Below are 18,663 nucleotides of genomic sequence, written 5' to 3' on the forward strand. Positions count from 1 at the left end.
GCAATTCGATCTGCGCATTGTAGGGTCGTCTGAATGCGCGATTTATATAATGAATTTCGATATCGACAGCGGAAAAAATGCGAAGGGAATCGGTGTGCGAGCGCGTGGCGCCTCGAGTTTTCTTCCCTACGGCGTCTGTCAAAAAGAAGAAAAATCAATTGCGTCAATGAGATGCCCGCGCGACTCGGCGAGTGACAGTGAATGCTCGTCTGCCGGGTTGCCTTGCGCGAGCGGAGGCATGCTCGTCGACGTGATAACCATATTCCCAAAACTTCGTTGGGCTGCCGGAATTCACCGTGGTTACATGGCCTCACTTTGAAGATGACAGTCGGGGCAAACATGAAACACGTATCCAAATCGTCGCGAACCAACTGGTCGCGCTGGCTGAAAACGCTGCCGGTGCTCGCCGCAGTAATGGGACTCACCGCAAGCTTGCCGGCTCATGCCGGCGCCGCGGCGGGCGAGCCGTATCTGATCGGTGTGAGTGGGCCGCTCACCGGACAGGACGCGCAATACGGCACGCAGTGGAAGCGCGGCTTCGATCTTGCGCTTGAGCAGATCAACAGCCAGGGCGGCATCAAGGGCCGGCCGCTCGCTTACGACTTCGAGGACAGCCGTGGCGACCCGCGCCAGGCGGTCTCGATCGCACAGAAGTTTGTCGGCGACCCGCGCATTCTGCTGGAGTTAGGCGATCTCTCAAGCACGACTTCGATGGCGGCCTCGCCGATTTATCAGCGCGGACAACTCGTGCAATTCGGCTTCACCAATTCGCACCCGGACTTCACGAAGGGTGGCGACTACATGTGGAGCACCGCGCTCAGCCAGGCTGAGGAGCAACCGCTGCTCGCGCACTACGCAACGAAGGAACTCGGCTTCAGGCGCATCGCGGTGCTCTATCTGAATACCGACTGGGGCCGCACCAGCAAGGACATTTTCGCGAAGGCCGCGGTGCAGGACGGCGCACAGGTCGTCGCGGCAGAAGGCTATCAGCCCACTGAGAAAGACTTTCGCGCGACGCTGGTGCGGGTGAACGAAGCGAAACCCGATTCGCTTGTGCTGATCTCGTACTACGCGGACGGTGCGCAGATCGTGCGTCAGGCGCGTTCGTCGGGTTTGACGCAGCCGATCGCGGCCGTGGGCTCGGTCTATTCGCCGAAATTTCTCGAACTCGGCGGCGAGGCCGTAAACGGTGTGTTCACCGAATCGAATTTCTTCCCCGGCGACAAGCGGCCTGAGGTACAGGATTTCGTGCAGCGTTATCGCGCGAAGTACAACGGTGAGCCCGATACGTTCGCCGCGCGTGCGTACGACGCGATGATCGTCTCGGCGGAAGTCATGCGCCGCTACGGCGTGACCCGTCAGGCGGTGCACGACGGTCTGAAGCAGATCAGGGATGTGCCGAGCCTGATCTTCGGCAAGGTGCAGTTCGATCCGCAGACACGCCGCGTGGCCGGCGCGCGCAGCGTGTATCTGGTCGTCAAGGACAACCAGTTCACGCAATGGGACGGTGCGAAGCCACTGGTCGCTTCGAAATAACACTTCGGCAATGCACAGGAAACGCACAGGCAACGCCTGAGCGACGCTTACGTGTCGGCTTGTGTGTCCGCCTGTTTGTCTGTTTTCACCGGATCTGAATGCTATGGCCTCATGGCTCGACTACACGATCAATGGACTGATCGTCGGCAATATCTACGCATTGCTGGCGGTCGGGCTCGCGCTGATCTTCGGCGTGTCGCATCTGATCAACTTCGCACACGGCTCGGTGTACATGATCGGCAGCTTCATCGGCTGGCTGTGTCTGACGCGGCTCGGGTTGCCGTTGCCGCTCGCCTTGCTGGCGGTGGTGCTCGGCTGCGGGCTGCTGGGCATCACGATCGAGCGGATCGGCTTGCGGCCGCTGCAGGGCGCCGCGCGCATCGCTCCGTTACTCGCCACGATCGGCATCAGCTTCGTGCTCGATCAGTGCGCGCAGTTGCTGTTCGGCGCCGATCCCCGGCCGGTGCCGAGCACGCTGCCCGATTGGCATTTTCGGCTTGGCGGTGCGACGATCGGCTCGCTTGATTTGCTGATCGCCGGCATCGGCGTGACGGCGGCAGCCGTGCTCTATGTGTTTCTGCGTTTCACCCGGTTGGGCTGGGCCGTACGCGCAACGGCGCAGGACCGCGACGCGGCGCAACAGATGGGCGTCAACGTCAATGGCGTCAATCAGGCGGTATTCGCGATCGCCTGCGCGCTCGGTGGCGTGAGCGGCCTGCTGGTCGGCATGTACTACAACAGCATCGATCCGGCGATGGGCTTCCAGGCCACCCTCAAGGGCGTGGTCGCGTTGCTGATCGGCGGTCTGGGCAATGTGCCGGGCGCGATTGTCGGCAGCCTGCTGCTGGGCCTGGTCGAGAGCTATGGCGTAGCGATCTTCGGCACCAGTTACCGCGATCTGTTCGCGTTCGTTCTGCTCCTGATGTTTCTGGTGTGGCGTCCCAATGGACTCTTTAGCGGCAGCCGCCGTTTGCCGCCGGAGCCGATGACCGGCACCTTCCTGTCCGCAGGCAAAGCGGTAAAAGTACCGCGCGCCGTGGTGATCGTTCTCGCGCTGGCCGCGCTCGCGTTGCCGTTCGTCGCCACGTCGTCCTATCTCCTGCAAACGCTCACCAATGCCTGGCTGTACGGAATGTTGGCGTTGAGCCTGACGCTGGTGGCGGGCACGGTCGGACAGATTTCGCTTGGCCATGCCGCATTGCTGGTGATTGGTGCGTACGCGTCGGCGTTGCTGTCGATGAACCTCGGCTGGTCGCCGGTCGTGACGATTTTTTGCGCCGGGTTGATCACCGCCGCACTCGGCACGCTGCTGGTCTATCCGGCGTTCCGTTTGCGCGGCCACTACGTGTCGATCGCGACGCTGGGCATTGGCGAAGTCGTGAGCCTCGTGATCCTCAACTGGGACAGCCTGACGCGTGGTCCGCTCGGCATCGCGGGCATTGCGCCGCTGTCGGTGTTCGGCTGGACGCCGGATAGCGCCCGCGCGATTTACTGGTTCGCGCTAGGCGTGCTGATCGTGCTGGCACTGCTGCAAACGCGGCTGTTGAGCTCGCACCTGGGCCGCACGCTGCGTGCGATTCGCGAAGACGAAGTGGCGGCGCGTTCGCACGGAATTCGCCCGAACCGCTACAAGGCGATCGCGTTTGCGTTCGGCGGTCTGGCCGCCGGGATCAGCGGCGGGATCGCAGCGCATCTGTATAGCTACATCAACAACCAGACCTTCGACTCGCAAGTGTCGATCCTCGCCTTGACCATGGTGATTCTCGGCGGGCTCGGCAACGTGCTGGGCGGCATTGTCGGCGCGGTGGCGCTGATCGGGTTGCCGGAGATTTTCCGCTGGGCCGCCGACTACCGGATGCTGATCTACGGGCTGGTATTGCTGCTGCTCGTGCGGTTCAGGCCGCAGGGTTTGCTGGGAACGGTATGACGGAGCGCACATGACACAGACTCTTCTCGACGTGCGCGGCGTGACGCGGCGCTTTGGCGGACTGACCGCGGTGAACGGAGTCGATCTATCGATTTCGGAAGGTGAACTGATCAGCGTGATCGGACCGAACGGCGCGGGCAAATCGACGCTGTTCAATCTGATCACCGGGCTCGATACGCCGGACGCGGGCAGCGTGCGTTTCGACGGTCGCGACATTACCGGCATGCGGCCGGAAAAGCTGGCCGCACTCGGACTGGCGAGGACGTTTCAGCATGGCCGGGTATTCGGCAATCTGAGCGTGCTCGATAACGTGTTGATCGGCGCGCATGCGCGTTTGCGTGTCACCCGCACGGGTTGGCCGATCGTGGGCGCCATTGCCGAAGTCGCGCGCGCGCTCGTCGGGCCGGCTGCGGTTCGCCGTGAAGATGCGGCGCTGCGCGATGAAGTGCGCGAGATCATTGCCGGGTTCGGTGAACGCCTGACGCCGCGCATCGATCATCCGGCTCATAGCCTGTCATATGCGAACCGGCGGCGGGTCGAGATTGCCCGCGCGCTCGCGTTGCATCCGCGCATTCTGCTGCTCGACGAGCCGACGGCCGGCATGAACGAGTCCGAAACCGCCGAAATGCTGGTGCTGATTCAGCAACTGAAAGCGCGCGGGCTGACGATCCTGCTGATCGAACACAAGCTCGACATGGTGATGCGGCTGTCGGATCACGTGATCGTGCTCGACAACGGCGGGAAAATCGCCGAAGGCTTGCCACGCGAGGTGCGCAACGATCCGCGTGTGATCGAGGCCTATCTCGGCCATCGCAATGTCGGCGGCGCGGCGACCGTGCGCGTGGCCGCCTGAACTTTTGCTGGAATATCGACGATGAGCGATGCTTTACTGAAACTCGAACATATCGAAACGTTCTACGGCCCCGTGCAGGTACATTTCGACGTCAATTTTCAAGTGCGGCGCGGGCAGATCGTGAGTCTGCTCGGCGGCAACGCGAGCGGCAAGTCGACCACGATGAAGCTGATTCTCGGTCTGCACAAGCCGCGTGCCGGCAGCATCACGTTCGAAGGCGAGGCGATCGGCGGCCTCAGCACGCCGCAGATCGTGAGGCGCGGTGTCGGCTCGGTGCCGGAAGCGCGGCGGCTGTTCGGCGACATGACGGTGCGTGAAAATCTGCTGATGGGCGCTTATACGCGGCGCGACCGCGCGGCGATCGACGAAGACTATGAGCGCGTGCTGGGTCTTTTCCCGCGCGTGAAAGAGCGTCTGACGCAAAAGGCCGGCACGCTCTCAGGCGGCGAACAGCAGATGCTGGCCATGGCGCGCGCGCTGATGAGCCGGCCGAAGCTGATCTGCATGGACGAACCCACCATGGGTTTGTCGCCGCTCTACGTCGACAAGGTGCTGGAGCTGATCGATACGATCAACCGGCAGGGCGTGACCTTTTTCATGGTCGAGCAGAACGCCAGCCTCGCACTGGAGATCGCGCATTACGGCTATGTGTTGCAGACCGGCCGCGTCGTACTCGAAGGCACGGCCGAATCGCTGCTCGGCGACGAGCGGATTCGCGACGCGTATCTCGGCGGTGAAGCGGCGGCCACGACGGCATCCTGACGGCGATAGTCAGCCGCTTCAAAGATCGAACTGATCGAATTCGCTTTGCAGTTCGCGATTGCGTGCAACGCGTTCGTCGATACCCGGCCCGAGCCGTTCGACAATCGCCGAGATCAGCAGATTGAACAGGCAGGTGAGCGGCGCCAGCGAATCCCAGAACTGGCCGACATCGGTCTTCACCTGCAAAAGATCGCCGTCGAACTCGCGAGCCCACGGGCAGTAGATATCGGTGACGAGCGCGAAGGGCAGGCCGCGGCGCGTGGCGGCTTCGCAATAACGGCGCGCGATCATCGAGTAGGCGCGCGTATCGGTGACGATCAGATAGGGCGACTTGAACTCGGAGTTCAGCGAATCGACATACGAACCCGACATGCCGTCGGAATAGAACACGCGCGGGCGGATGTACTCGAGGTAGCTGTAGAACGCGTTGCTGATGCCGCGCGTGGACTGAATGCCGAGAATATAGACGGCGTCCGCATTCGAAATGCGTTCGGCCACGCGGGCAAACACCGGCGACTGCGCGAGCTGATAGACATGCTGGATCGCGCCGATTTCAAGCTCGAGCGAGTGGGCGAGAGCCGGGTTCGGGGCAGCGTGGGCGACGTCAGGGCCGTTTGCCGCGGGTGGCGTTACGCCGTGCTGGCCGGCGGTGCGGCGAAACGCGTCGAGCCGGTCGGTGATCAGCCACGGGCGCTCCTGGGCGCCACGCAGTTCGCGCTTCAGATCGTCGAGATTCTGGTAGCCGATGCTGCGCAGGAACCGGCCCACCGAAATGCCACTGGTGCCGGCTTGCTGGGCGATCTGGTCGGCGGTTTCGAGGCCGAGCCGTTCGAGATTCGCCAGCATGTAACTGGCGACACGCTTGGAGGTCGGTGTGAGTTCGGCAAAGCGGGCTTCGACGGTTTGTGCAAAAGCGGTCGGCATCGTAGTCGCGGTGCGGGTAGTGGATCGATCATCGGGATGATGACATATTCAACCCGCATTCAACGAATAGTCAGGCCTTTGCGCCGTCCTGAAAATGAGGATGCGCACGCGTGGACGAGCCAACGGCGAGGCTCCGCTCAGACGGCCGGCCGCACCGGCGTGGCCCGCGAGAAGCGCCGGGCGCCCGCCACGCACGCCACCACCACGACGGTCACCAGAATCATCGCGGGCGGTATCTGTTCGTGCAGCAGCAGACCGGCGAGCAGCAGGCCGAAGAACGGCTGCAGCAACTGCAACTGCCCGACCCCCGCGATACCGCCGAGCGCGAGCCCGCGATACCAGAACACGAAGCCGATCAGCATGCTGAAGAGCGACACATAGGCAAGCCCCCACAACGCGGCGTGGCTTACTCCTTCAAACGATGCCGGGCGCGTCCACCAGGCGAGCGGCAGCATCAACGGCAGCGACAGCACCAGCGCCCACGAAATGACCTGCCAGCCGCCGAGATGGCGCGACAGCCGAGCGCCTTCTGCGTAACCGAGGCCGCAGACGATGATTGCCGCCAGCATCAGCGCGTCGCCGAGCGGCGACGCGTCGAGGCCGTGGCGCAACGCGAACGCGACCACCGCGCCGCTGCCGAGCGCCGAGAACAGCCAGAACGCCGGCTGCGGGCGTTCGCCGCCGCGCAGCACGCCGAAGATCGCGGTGGACAGCGGCAGGAGCCCGACGAACACCACGGCGTGCGCGGCATTCACGTGGCGCAGCGCGAGGGCGGTGAGGAGCGGAAAGCCGACCACCACGCCGAGGGCGACGACCACCAGCGGAATCAGATCGCGCTTCGCGGGCCGGGCCTCGCGGAATGCCAGCAGCAGCAACAGACCCAGCGTGCCCGCGATGGTCGCGCGGGCGACCGTCAGAAACACCGGATCGAGGCCTTGCACGGCGATGCGGGTGGCGGGCAGCGAGCCACTGAAAATCAGTACGCCCACCATGCCGCTCACCCAGCCGTTGGTTGTCTTGTCCATTGGAAGAGTCCATGCGGATTGCAAATAATACGCCTAGCATCCGCTTCTGGACGATAAAGGGTAAGCTACGGATCAGTACAATTCGTACAAACTGTACCGAACATGGAGCAGTACAGATGGCGGAAAGTGATAGCAGCCGGACGAGCCCGGGCGCACCGGCCGGCACGCGGGTCGGCGCGGTGATGGACAGCCTGCGCGAGCGTATTGCCGGCCGTTCGTTGATGCCGGGCGCGCGCGTGCCGTCGATCCGCGCGATGACGGAAACACTCGGTGTGTCGAAGTCGACCGTGGTGGAAGCGTACGACCGGCTGGTCGCGGAAGGGGTGATCGTGGCGCGGCGCGGTTCCGGGTTTTTCGTATCCGGCCATGCGCCGCCGCTCGCGCTGTCCGATCTCGGGCCGCGGCTGGATCGCGAGGTCGATCCGTTGTGGCTTACGCGGCAGTCGCTGGAGGCCGGTGCAAAGGTGTTCAAACCCGGCTGCGGCTGGATGCCGCCGTCATGGCTGCCGGAAGACGGGGTGCGCCGCGCTTTGCGTGCCCTGGCGCGCGATCCGCAGGCGCCGCTGGCCGACTATGCGAGCCCGCTCGGCCTGCCCGCACTGCGCCAGCAACTCGCCTGGCGGCTCGCGCAGCATGGCGTGGAAGCGCCGCCAGAGCAGATCGTGCTGACCGACGGCGGCACGCACGCGCTCGATCTCGTCTGCCGCTTTCTGCTGGAACCCGGCGACACGGTCCTGATCGACGATCCGTGCTACTTCAACTTTCAGGCGCTGCTGCGCGCGCATCGCGCCCGCATCGTCGGTGTGCCTTATACGCCGAACGGGCCGGATCTGGCGGCATTCGAGCGGGCGCTGATCGAGCATCGGCCGCGGCTCTACGTGACCAATTCCGCGATCCACAATCCGACCGGCGCGACGCTGGCGCCGGCTATCGCGCACCGCTTGCTGAAACTGGCGGGCGAGCACGATCTGCTGATCGTCGAGGACGATATCTTCGCCGACTTCGAGGACGAACCGGCACCGCGCCTCGCAGCGTTCGACGGGCTCGCGCGGGTGGTCTCGATCGGCAGTTTTTCGAAGACCTTGTCCGCGGCCGTGCGCTGCGGCTACATCGCGGCGCGCAGCGAGTGGGTCGAACCGCTGGTCGATCTGAAACTGGCCACCTCGTTCGGCAATGGCCAACTGGCGGCGAGCGTGGTGCATCGTCTGCTGGTGGACGGCACGTACCGGCGGCATCTGGAATCGATGCGCGCGAAACTCGCGGACGCCATGGGCGAAACAATCAGGCGGCTGGGCTATGCAGGTCTTGAAGTGTGGACGCGGCCACGGGCCGGTATTTTCGTTTGGGCGTGCCTGCCGGATGCGCTCGACGCCGCCGACGTCGCGCGTCACGCGTTAGCCGAGAGCGTGGTGTTCGCACCGGGTAATGTGTTCAGCGCATCGCAATCGGCGGCCGGCTTCCTGCGCTTTAACGTGTCGCAATGCAACCGGCCCAAGGTGTACGAGGCGCTGCAACGGGCGATGGAGGTGTCGGCTATGTCGAAGGCGCATGCCTGAACGCACAGTTCTCGCCACCAGCAAGCGGCCTTACTTGCACAGTAGAAGCAGGCGCTCCTGCTCCGTGCAGGCTGAACGCGGTTTTTGCGCAGCTTGCGCCGCGGTCGCGCTGATCGCCGCGCTCCGGTTCGCAAGGCACGCGCGCAAATGTTTTTCCACGGGACCGTAGTATTTCCATCCCCGCACGAGCGTGGGCAATTCGAGTTTGACCTGCTTCCACTTGGGATGCCCGTGCTCCTGAAGATTGTCGAAGTTGGCGCACAGCGAGTCGGCAAAATGATTCAGATTGCCGACGGTGTCGCGCAGACCGTAGTCGTAGGTGACGAGAAAGGCCTTCACCGTCAACGTCGGGACGTCTTCCTTCAGCCAGTTCGGATAGCTGGTGGCGCGGATTGTGGCGGGAAAATAGGTCTGTTTGGCGCGGGCGGTTTCGGGGGCGGCAGGATCGGCCTTCAACAAGCGGATCTGTTGCAGCAATTCAGGGTTCATTTCGTTGAACAGGTTGGCCGGCTGTCCGACCACGATGATCGCCACATCCACTTTCCTGACGATCAGCGCGGCCAGGGCGTCTTCGTTGCTCAGGTGCTGGATGTTCTGCTCGGGAATGGTCTGTCCAAACATCAGGTGATAGAGGGTCGTGGCCGATTGAGCGGTGCCGCTGCCGATCAGGCCCACGCTGATGCTCTTGTCCTTGATGTCGGCGAGGGTTTTCATTGGCGAGTCGGCACGGACCACGACGTTAATTTCCTCGTCGTACAGCGGCATGATCAGCCGCAGCGGCCGGATGGCCGTGCCGGCGTCGGGATTGCCCGCGTTGGCCATATCGATGTAAGCCTGATACACGTCGGACTGCACCAGCGCGAGCTTCACGCCCGGCTCGAAGCGCATGCGCTGCACGTTTTCGGCCGAGCCTTTAGAGGCCAGCACCTCCAGGTCGATGCCGGCCGGCTGCGCCACCCATTTCGACAGGTCCTGGCCGATCTGAATATACGTGCCCCGTTCCGGGCCGGTGACGATCTTGTAGTGCGCCGGCTCGGCGCTTGCCAACGATGACATGACCGTCAGCAACAGCCCAAGGCATCCCGCCAAAAATGTCTTCAGCATGGTCTATCTACCTGTCGGTCAAGGTTGAACTGCCTCGCGCGCCGGCACCTGTGCGACACCGGTGAACCCGCCTGCCATCACATGTTTATGCGCTGTGCGTGCCGTGTCCGTCTGTTGCCGCTCAGAGGCCGCGCGATCGCCGGGGCAATCGGTCTGGCGATGCTTCGGCGGTTTCGCAAACGGCTACGTAATTCGGTATCCAAACGATTGATCGCCGGCCGGGCTGTCTATCGCAGCGTGCGGCTTGAGCGGAGCCCATCCCGTCTCGCGAATCACGCGTGCGAGGATCGTCTTCGCGGTGTCGTTGCCGGTGTCGATAGAGAGTGCCTCATTGGCGTGCTGACGTGCGCAGTTCCACGACTGCTGCGCCGCACATGCTTGCGCTGCCTGCAACGCGGCGTCGCGACGCGCGGCGAGGGGTTTCAATTCCAGCGCCAGATCTTGCGCGTCGGCGTCGCCGGGTTGCAATGTTTGCACTGCGCCGAGCGCCGCTTGTGCCGCGGACAGATCGTTGGCGCGGAGCGCCAGACGTGCTGCCTGTAGCGCTTGCGCGGCATCGCGGAACTGCGGCGTCAGCGGTTTGGCGGGCACGGCCATCGGCGGCGCGATCGGCGTGACTGGAATCGCCGGTGCGATCTTCGCGGGATTGGCAGGATTCGCGGGATTCGCGAGCGCAGTGGGCTTGCTCGCGGTAGTCGGGTTCGTCGACGGCGCCGGTGTGGCCGGTGTGTATAGAGCAATCGTGCCGGTCGCCGTTCTGGCGTCCTGGGGATTGTCTGCCGTTTGCTCGGTGTTGCCGTTCTGCGATTCGTGGTCGCCGCTGAATAGCGCATAAGCGACATACGCTAGCCCGATTGCGCCAACGACCGCGATCGCGATCAGTACCCGGCGCATCGGGAACACGCTGCGGCCGTCAGCATGCGGCGGCTCGGCGAACGGCGGGTCGGCGCGCGCAGGCAGCGTCGCCAGTACCGGCGCTTGCATTGGCGCTTGCATTGGCGGCTCGCCAGGAGCGGCTTCGTCGGTGAGCGCGGTCTGCGCAGCGAGTCCGGTTCCGCTTGGCCTGGTTGGATCGAAGCTGCTTTTTTGCGCGCTTCTGTTCATCGCGCTGGCGCGGCTGCCGGGTATCACAGTGCGTTTGTGCGGATCTGCGTCGAGCGGATGCACCGCGCCGCAATACGGACAATAGTCGACCTGCCGGTACAGGGCGCCGCCACAGCGTCTGCAGGGCATCGGGAAATCCTGGCCGAGTGTTGTCTGGGTGGACATGCTGTGGACCCACCTGTGGGAAACAACGTCGTTACGGCATGCTTCAGATCGGTTTGAGGCAGGCGTGACACCTGCGAAAATCACGATCCACATGCACTGGAGAACCTTGGGGCGCAAGTCCTCGCTTGCGATTCCGCTGCTTGCAATATGTGGCGTTTCGCGGAGAACGTCAATCGACGTTCTCACCTACTTCGGACGTCGGCGCGCTCATTTGTAGGTACGACGAAACACTTCATATGTCGGCAGAACGAATGGGCAGTGTGTTTTTTCATACGCGCTCGCAAGTTCGCGGTGCGCAGGCAATGACGCGAGGGCGCGATCGGCAAAAACGGCAGGGGAGATGAAACAGAACGAGATCGAAGCCCACGGCGTTCGACCTCGTCATCAAGCGCTTGCAGAAAACACGCGCGGCAGACGTGATACGGGGTCAGTGCTTGCGCAGCGGATGATCCTTCAGGAGCCACGCGAGCACGAAGGCCAGTACTACCACGCAGGCCGCCGACAGATAAAGTGTATGCAACGCGCCGGCAAACGCCTGCAGATAATCGTCGCGCAACGCTTCAGGCAACTGATGGATGGCGGCCGGCCCGAGCGCGTGCGGCAATTCGGTATTGGGCGGAATCAGCGTTGCCAGGCGCGCGGCCAGGCCGTTCGAAAACACCGCACCAAAACTGGCGACGCCGATCGAGCCGCCGATCGACCGGAACAGCGTTGCGCCCGACGTGGCGACACCCATATGCCTGAACTCGACCGTGTTCTGCACGGCGAGAATCAGCACTTGCATCACCATGCCGAGGCCGCAGCCGAGTATGCCCATGTCGACATACATCACATGAATCGGCGTGCCGATCTGCAGGCGTGCGAGCAGCAGCATCGCCACAGCCACGAGGAACGTGCCGGCGATCGGGAACATGCGGTACTTGCCGATTCTGCTGATCAAACGGCCGGTTACCATCGACATCACGAACAGGCCACCCATCATCGGCAGCATTTGCATGCCGGCCTGGGACGGCGTCGAACCTTTGACCACCTGCAAGTACAGCGGCAGAAAAGTGACCGAACCGAACAGCGATACGCCGATGATGAAACCGATCAGACTGCTCAACAAAAACGTGCGCTGTTTGAAGAGTTCAAGCGGCATGATCGGTTCGGCGGCGGTGCGCTCTTCGTGGATGAAACCCCAGATTGCCACGAGCCCCATTCCGAGCGTGAACCACAACTGCGGCGACGACCACGGCAGGATCGTGCCGCCCTGGCTCGTGAACAGGATGATGCACGTGAGCGCGCCGGCGAGAAACGCGGCGCCCATGTAATCGATGGTGTGCTTCACGTGCCGTACGTGCGGTTTGAAGACCGCGCCGATCACCGCCAGCGAAATGACGCCGAGCGGCAGGTTGATGTAGAAAATCCAGCGCCATGACAGGTGCTCGACAAGAAAGCCGCCAAGCAGCGGTCCGATCACCGTTGCGAGACCAAATACGCCGCCGAATACGCCCTGATAACGGCCGCGTTCGGCCGGTGGAATCACGTCCCCGATCGCCGCCATCGTGACGACCAGCAGACCTCCGCCGCCGAGCCCTTGCAGCGCGCGCAGCAGAATTAGCTGGGTCATGTTCTGGGCGACGCCGCACAGCGCCGAACCGACGAGGAACACCACGATCGCGGTCTGCAGCACGATCTTGCGGCCGAACAGATCGCCGAACTTGCCGTACAGCGGCACGACGATGGTGGAGGTGAGCAGGTAGGCGGTCACCACCCATGACAGGTTGTTGAGCCCGCCGAGTTCTCCGACGATGGTCGGCAGAGCGGTCGAGACGATCGTCTGATCGAGCGCGGCGAGCAGCATGACCAGCAGTAACGCCGGAAACAGCAGGCGGATCGGCGGATGGTCGGCGGGCTGAGGGCCAGACTGCACGTCCGGTTGTGCACCGGGCTGCACGAGCACGGCGGGTTGAGTCGTTGTCGATTGGTTCATGGCACCACGGCGTTGAAATTAATTAATTTAGAGATTAATATATGCGACATTGAGTCAATCGTCAAACTGAATGCAATGGCAAGGATTTCGTCAGATGAACCACAAGTGAAGCGAGCGCTGCGCAACACGGCTGCCGCGAAGGCGCGCAAGCTTGCGGAGTCGGCCGCATCAACCGCATCAACTGCTGTGGGCGAACCGGAGAAGGCCGCGCCGGCGCGGCGCCCGGGCCGGCCTTCGGGCGCGGCGCGTGGCCCGGAGCAGCGCAAGCGCCTGCTGGATGCCGCGCTCGCCTTGTTCGCGCGGCAGGGCATCGTCGATACGACGCTTGGGGAGATTGCCCGCGAGGCGGGTTTCACGCCGGCGATGATGCATTACTACTTCAAGACGCGCGAGCAGTTGCTCGACGTGCTGATCGACGAGCGTTTCGCGCCGCTACGCGCAACATTCGGCGTGCCGTTTCAGGAAAATCCCGACGATCCGGTGGCGGCCATCACGCAGCTCACGCGGCGTTTGATGCAGGTGGCGCACGAGCACCCGTGGTTTCCGTCGCTGTGGGTACGCGAAGTGATCAGCGACGGCGGCCTGCTTCGCCAACGCATGCATGAACGGTTCGGCGACGCGAACCAGAAGGCGTCGCTGTCGGCCATCGCGCGCTGGCAGAAGGAAGGGCGCCTGAATGCGGGGCTTGAACCTTCGCTGGTATTTGTCACCCTGCTAGGTCTGACGATTCTGCCGCTGGCCGCCTCGAAGCTTTGGCGTAACGATCCGGTGCGGCGCAACATCGGCGGCGAGGAAATCACCCGGCATGTGGTGGCCTTGCTGATGCATGGCATCGGTCCCGGCAAAGCGGACTGACACGCGAGCCAGCTCACTCAGATGACGTTTGTTGCAGTGGCTGAACGCAGTCGCTGCGATTTCGCGCGCATGGTGCGGGCGCCGTGCGTGAACGACAGAACTGATGGACGCAAAGAGAGCGCTGAGGCACGCCACGTGCTACCTAAGCGGTGGATGCAAACGCCGTGCGGAAATCACAACAGGACCGCAACAGAACCGGCGTCGCAAGGAACACGGATATCAGGAAAGACGCCGGATGGGCAACGCGATGCACATGGGTTTGCAGCGGTGGCTACGGCGGATCGGGTGTCGGCATCTATCTGCCGGAGCAGGGGTGTCGAAGGTGGTTTTTTCATCGGCGTGCAATTTTGGCGCGTTACCGTGCGCACGCATTGTGCTCGGGTCACGTTTTACAATCGAGGGCCTGCATGCAACTCGACGCACGAATTCGAGTCGGAACCATGGACAGCAATACCGTAGCCGCAAAAATCGGCGGCATACAGCAGGACGATACGTTGGCCGCGTCTAACGGCCTAACCGGTTTTATTGAGCAACAACAGAACATGAACGGAGTATTGAGACTCGATCAGGCCACGATCGTGCTCGTTGAAGACGACCCGGACAGCCGGGAATCGCTGACCTTGTTACTCGAGTCGGAAGGCGCGCATGTCGTCGCGGTGGCTGATGCGGAAGCGGGCGTCGAAGCGGCGCTGCGGTTGTTGCCCGATGCCGTCGTGTGTGATCTGGAATTACCGGCGATGGACGGTTTTTACCTGATCCAGCGGCTGCGCGATCACGAGATTCGTGGCGATCACGCGCCTTCGGTGGCCGTGGCGCTCACGGGCCATACCGACGACGCTTACCGCTTGCGCAGCATCGGCGAAGGCTTCCAGCATTTCATGACCAAGCCGGCGTTGCCGGAAGACCTTGTGACCCTGTTGCACGACGCGATCGACGCTCGCGCGGCGGGCTGATCGACGTCTGGGAAGCGGGCGCGGTTGTCTGCCGCCGGATCTTCCGGATCTTCGGCGGCAGGTTTTCGCGCGGTGATAACCTGCTTGCAGCGCCTGCTATTTGACGGCAACAACCGGTGCTGCGGCGTCGGCGCTGGCGGCCTCCGCGGCCTGACAGGCAGAACACAATCCCTTCAATTCGATCTCGTCGCTGGCAAGGCGGTAGCCCGCGTCTTCGATTTGCGCGACGAGTGCCTGGCGCAGTTTGGGCTGATGCAGTTCGGTGACGTTGCCGCATTGCTGGCAGACCACCAGAATGCCGTGCTGGCATTGCGTGAGGTCGTGGCAAACGGTGAACGCATTAATCGATTCGATGCGGTGGACGAGTCCGGCCGAGAGCAGAAAATCGAGCGCCCGGTAAACCGTGGGCGGCGCCGAACCGGGATGAATCTGGCGCATGTCGTCGAGCAACGAATACGCCTTGGTGGCGCGCCCGGAATTTAGCAGCAATTCGAGCACTTTGCGGCGGATTGGCGTGAGTTTCTCGCCGCGTTCGCGGCAATATTCTTCCGCGAGGGTAAGGGCGGCTTCCTGCGATGCACCGTGGCCACCATGCGCGTGCCCCGGCTCATGACGATGAGCGGAGGTGGCAAGGGTGGCTTTTTCAGCGGTCGCGGCGGGCTTGGCGGTCTTCATGGGTCGATTATAAAGGCCATCGTGCTTTGCTGTGCCCGGTGCCGTGCCGGTGTGCGGTGCGCTTGGCCGGTCGAGGCAACGCGCCGCCGCCATGCATGAGGCCGCCGGACTCAAGCCGGACTCAAGCCGGACTCAATCGAGCTTCACGGCGAAGCCGCGCTGCACGCCGGGCCGTGCGAACAGCGTTTCGTACCAGCGTTGCACGTTCGGATAGGTGGCGAGGTCCACTTTGTGCCGTTCGTGACGCCACGCCCAGCCGAGAATCGCGAAATCCGCCACCGACAATTCTCCCGCCACGAACTCCGTTTGTGCGAGGCGCCGGTCGAGCACGCCATATAAACGGTTGGTTTCGTCCAGATAGCGCTTGAGACCATAGGCGCGCTCGGTGACGGACTCGAGCGCGGCGAAATGGTGCACCTGACCCGGTATTGGCCCGAAACCGCCCATTTGCCACATCAGCCATTCGAGCACCGGGACACGTTCGCGCAGCGTATTCGGCAGGAATTTACCGGTTTTTTCGGCGAGATACAGCAGCACCGCACCTGATTCGAACACGCTGATCGGCTGGCCGTCCGGCCCGTCCGTATCGACGATGGCGGGAATCTTGTTGTTTGGGCTGATCTGCAGAAAGTCAGGCTGGAACTGCTCGCCACGGCCGATGTTAACCGGCTGCACCGTGTACGGCAGTTCCATTTCCTCGAGCGCGACGCTGACCTTGCGGCCATTCGGCGTGCCCCATGCGTAGAGCTTGATCGTCATTTTCGGGTCGTAGCCGGATGGGTCAGGTCAGTGCGAAATCGACGTATTTCTTGAAGCCCGCGCGCGTCGCAATCCGCGAATACCAGCGCTCCAGATTCGGCAGCGGCGGCCGTTCGACGCCTTCCAGGCCGAACCAGCGTTTCGCATACGCGCCGATCACGATATCGGCGAGTGTGAACTGCTCGCCTTCAAGGAAGAAACGGCCTTGCAGATGATTGTCCAGCAAGCGCCAGAGCAGCGTGACCGCGGCAACGTCGGTGGCGAGCCTGGTGGCGTCGCGCTCGGCGGCGGGCGTACGCACGATAGCCCAGAACACGGGTTTTTCCGCGGGTTGCAGCGTGGTGAGCGACCAGTCGAGCCAGCGGTCGATGCTTGAGCGCAGTCTGGGCTCGGACGGATAGAGGAGGCTCGATTCCCCGTATTGCAGCACCAGATAGCGCAGGATCGAGTTCGATTCCCACAGTACGAAGTCGTCGTCGACCAGCGTCGGAATCTTGCCGGTCGGGTTCATGGCCAGATAGTCGGGCTCATTGTTGCGGCCGAATTGCAGCCCTGCGTCGATGCGTTCGTACGGCAGCACCAGTTCGTCGCAACACCACAAGACTTTCTGCACGTTGACCGAGTTGGCGCGTCCCCAGATTGTAATCATCCGGTAAATCCTTTTTAACATTGACAGGTGGCAAGCCGCGCGCGACGCGCGGCGTTCAGCCAGTAACGATACACGATGCGAGTGGGTTTGAGCGCCGGCAACGCGTGGCCGTTGCGTACAATGGGCGCACCCGAATACGACGAGGCACCGCATGGCCCGCATTGTCCCCGACGACTGGAAGAGCCTCGCCGCTACCGGCGCGGCGGCCCGCGAGCGCGAAACCCTCGCACTACTGGAAGAAGCGCTGCCTGACGGCTACACCGTCTATCACGGCGTGCACTGGACCCGCCTGAACCAGAACTTTTCGGTGTTCGGCGAGGCCGATTTCGTGATCGTCAGCCCGGCCGGACGCGTGATGATCGTCGAACAGAAAACCGGTTTCCTGCGCGAAACGCCGAAGGGTCTCGTCAAGGTCTATCTACAGACGGAGCGCAACGTGGCGATCGCGCTGGCGCATACCGTCGAAACGCTGCACCGGCGCTTTACCGCTGCGTTCGGCGCGGGCACTTATTTGATCGAAGAACTGCTGTATTGCCCGGACCACATCGTCAAGGACACGGCCATTGCCGGCGTCAATCCCGCGCGGATCGTCGACGCAACGCGTAAAGACCGGCTGGCCGCGATCATTCGCGAAGCGTTGCCGGCCGACGAAGCGCGTCTTGCCTGCGCACCGAAGATCCACCACTTTTTCGCCGATGAACTGGCGCTCGCACCCGACGCCAGCGCGCTGGTCGGCCAGGCCGGCACGCTCGTGACGCGGCTGGCGGGCGGCCTCGCTACCTGGGCGCGGCGGCTCGAGTTTTCGCCGTTCCGGCTGCGCGTGATCGGCACGGCCGGCTCCGGTAAAACGCAACTGGCGGTGCAGGTGATGAACGACGCGGTGGCGCGCGGGCAGCGGCCTTTGTACGTGTGTTTCAACCGGCCGCTCGCGGATCACATCGCGCGGGTCGCGCCGCCCGAGGCGAAGGTGGCGAACTATCACCAGCTATGCGACTGGGTCGCGCGCGACGCGGGCCGCGAGCCGGATTTTCAGTCCGGCGACGTGTTCAATCAGCTTGAAACGATTTTTGCCGAAACGCCGATCGACGCGCGCTGGCAATTCGACGTGCTGATCGTCGACGAAGGGCAGGATTTCCAGCAGCCCTGGGTGGCTGCCCTCGAGCGGCTGTTGCGGCCGGACGCCGCGTGGTGGTGGCTCGAAGATCCGCTGCAGAATCTCTATATGCGTGAGCCGGTCGAACTGCCCGGCTGGACCACGTTGAAGGAAACCACCAACTACCGCAGTCCGCGCGACATTCTCGACTACCTGCGCGACGTGGTCGGCACGTCGGTACCGGTTGCGGCGGCACTGGCGTCGGGCAGTCCGTTCGACGGCTCCGATATTTCGCTTTCCGTCTACGACGAAGCGAATGCTACCGAAAGCAGTATCGATGCGACCAAGCGGGCGATTACGCAGGCGTTGTCGCTCGGCTTTCGCAAACAGGACATCGCGGTGCTGTCGTTTCGCGGCCGCGAAGGCTCCGCGATGACCGGGCAGGACCATCTCGGTCCGCATCGGCTGCGCAGTTTCACGGGCAAATACGATCTGTTCGGCAACCCGGCCTACCGCGAAGGGGATGTGCTGTTCGAGTCGATCTATCGCTTCAAGGGGCAGGCGGCGCCGTGCGTGATTCTGACCGAAGTCGATTTCGAATCATTCGACGAGCGTATCGCTCGCAAGCTGTTCGTCGGCGCCACGCGTGCGACCATGAAGCTGATTATCGTCGCCTCGCAGCGGGCCGCGCGGCATCTGAATCTGCGGGAAGGAAAGGAAATCAGAGAAGCAAAAGAAGTGTGAAGAA

Annotated in this window: 16 protein-coding genes; 8 read left to right on the forward strand and 8 right to left on the reverse strand. The window is 63.1% G+C overall.

Features of this window, described 5'->3' with window-relative positions:
• Nucleotides 1-339 precede the first annotated feature (339 nt).
• The 4 genes from AC57B6_RS27260 to AC57B6_RS27275 all read left to right on the forward strand — a co-directional run bounded on the left by AC57B6_RS27260 (nt 340) and on the right by AC57B6_RS27275 (nt 5,078).
• Nucleotides 340-1,536, forward strand: a complete 1,197-nt coding sequence (locus AC57B6_RS27260; protein ID WP_496422487.1) for an ABC transporter substrate-binding protein — start codon at nt 340-342, stop codon at nt 1,534-1,536.
• A 103-nt stretch (nt 1,537-1,639) separates the two neighbouring features.
• Nucleotides 1,640-3,463, forward strand: a complete 1,824-nt coding sequence (locus AC57B6_RS27265) for an ABC transporter permease (RefSeq protein ID WP_028197328.1) — start codon at nt 1,640-1,642, stop codon at nt 3,461-3,463.
• A gap of 10 nt (nt 3,464-3,473) precedes the next feature.
• On the forward strand, nt 3,474-4,316 hold the full coding sequence (locus AC57B6_RS27270; RefSeq protein WP_183800209.1) for an ABC transporter ATP-binding protein: 843 nt from the start codon (nt 3,474-3,476) through the stop codon (nt 4,314-4,316).
• A gap of 21 nt (nt 4,317-4,337) precedes the next feature.
• Nucleotides 4,338-5,078, forward strand: a complete 741-nt coding sequence (locus tag AC57B6_RS27275; RefSeq protein ID WP_028197326.1) for an ABC transporter ATP-binding protein — start codon at nt 4,338-4,340, stop codon at nt 5,076-5,078.
• A gap of 18 nt (nt 5,079-5,096) precedes the next feature.
• On the opposite strand, the gene sapR is transcribed toward AC57B6_RS27275, so the two are convergent.
• Complete coding sequence (gene sapR / locus AC57B6_RS27280; protein ID WP_028197325.1) at nt 5,097-6,002, reverse strand: sap1 transcriptional regulator SapR; 906 nt, start codon at nt 6,000-6,002, stop codon at nt 5,097-5,099.
• 137 nt (nt 6,003-6,139) lie between these two features.
• Nucleotides 6,140-7,027 (reverse strand): DMT family transporter, encoded by an 888-nt coding sequence (locus AC57B6_RS27285; protein ID WP_030100821.1) that lies wholly within the window; start codon nt 7,025-7,027, stop codon nt 6,140-6,142.
• Nucleotides 7,028-7,143: 116 nt separating this feature from the next.
• Here AC57B6_RS27285 and AC57B6_RS27290 point away from each other — a divergent pair, with 116 nt between their 5' ends.
• Nucleotides 7,144-8,583, forward strand: coding sequence for an aminotransferase-like domain-containing protein (locus AC57B6_RS27290; RefSeq protein WP_496422488.1), 1,440 nt, complete (start codon nt 7,144-7,146; stop codon nt 8,581-8,583).
• Nucleotides 8,584-8,613: 30 nt separating this feature from the next.
• Here the strand turns inward: AC57B6_RS27290 and AC57B6_RS27295 are convergent, their stop codons facing one another.
• The 3 genes from AC57B6_RS27295 to AC57B6_RS27305 all read right to left on the reverse strand — a co-directional run bounded on the left by AC57B6_RS27295 (nt 8,614) and on the right by AC57B6_RS27305 (nt 12,931).
• Entirely contained in the window at nt 8,614-9,687 is a 1,074-nt protein-coding gene (locus AC57B6_RS27295) for a TAXI family TRAP transporter solute-binding subunit (RefSeq protein ID WP_030100819.1), read from the reverse strand.
• 183 nt (nt 9,688-9,870) lie between these two features.
• Nucleotides 9,871-10,956 carry a hypothetical protein gene (locus AC57B6_RS27300; protein ID WP_496422489.1) on the reverse strand — a complete coding sequence of 362 codons (1,086 nt, stop codon included), beginning with the start codon at nt 10,954-10,956 and terminating at the stop codon, nt 9,871-9,873.
• Between the two features lie 427 nt (nt 10,957-11,383).
• The gene (locus AC57B6_RS27305; RefSeq protein ID WP_178370110.1) at nt 11,384-12,931 is read right to left on the reverse strand and encodes an MDR family MFS transporter; all 1,548 of its coding nucleotides are present in this window, start codon (nt 12,929-12,931) and stop codon (nt 11,384-11,386) included.
• A gap of 75 nt (nt 12,932-13,006) precedes the next feature.
• On the opposite strand from AC57B6_RS27305, the gene AC57B6_RS27310 reads away from it, so the two are divergent.
• Nucleotides 13,007-13,786 carry a TetR/AcrR family transcriptional regulator gene (locus AC57B6_RS27310; RefSeq protein ID WP_178370109.1) on the forward strand — a complete coding sequence of 260 codons (780 nt, stop codon included), beginning with the start codon at nt 13,007-13,009 and terminating at the stop codon, nt 13,784-13,786.
• A gap of 440 nt (nt 13,787-14,226) precedes the next feature.
• A complete protein-coding gene (locus tag AC57B6_RS27315; RefSeq protein WP_030100815.1) occupies nt 14,227-14,739 on the forward strand; it encodes a response regulator in 513 nt (170 codons plus the stop codon).
• Nucleotides 14,740-14,835: 96 nt separating this feature from the next.
• Here AC57B6_RS27315 and AC57B6_RS27320 read toward each other — a convergent pair whose 3' ends face one another.
• The 3 genes from AC57B6_RS27320 to AC57B6_RS27330 form a co-directional block, all read right to left on the reverse strand.
• Nucleotides 14,836-15,414 carry a Fur family transcriptional regulator gene (locus AC57B6_RS27320; protein WP_030100814.1) on the reverse strand — a complete coding sequence of 193 codons (579 nt, stop codon included), beginning with the start codon at nt 15,412-15,414 and terminating at the stop codon, nt 14,836-14,838.
• Between the two features lie 132 nt (nt 15,415-15,546).
• Nucleotides 15,547-16,173, reverse strand: coding sequence for a glutathione S-transferase family protein (locus AC57B6_RS27325; RefSeq protein WP_106353278.1), 627 nt, complete (start codon nt 16,171-16,173; stop codon nt 15,547-15,549).
• Nucleotides 16,174-16,195: 22 nt separating this feature from the next.
• Nucleotides 16,196-16,822 carry a glutathione S-transferase family protein gene (locus AC57B6_RS27330; protein ID WP_030100812.1) on the reverse strand — a complete coding sequence of 209 codons (627 nt, stop codon included), beginning with the start codon at nt 16,820-16,822 and terminating at the stop codon, nt 16,196-16,198.
• Between the two features lie 151 nt (nt 16,823-16,973).
• Between AC57B6_RS27330 and AC57B6_RS27335 the strand changes: the two genes are divergently transcribed.
• Entirely contained in the window at nt 16,974-18,659 is a 1,686-nt protein-coding gene (locus AC57B6_RS27335) for an ATP-binding domain-containing protein (RefSeq protein WP_496422490.1), read from the forward strand.
• Nucleotides 18,660-18,663: the final 4 nt, after the last annotated feature.

It is taken from the genome of Paraburkholderia sp. BGA-UO-ETr-F12, from assembly GCF_059567945.1.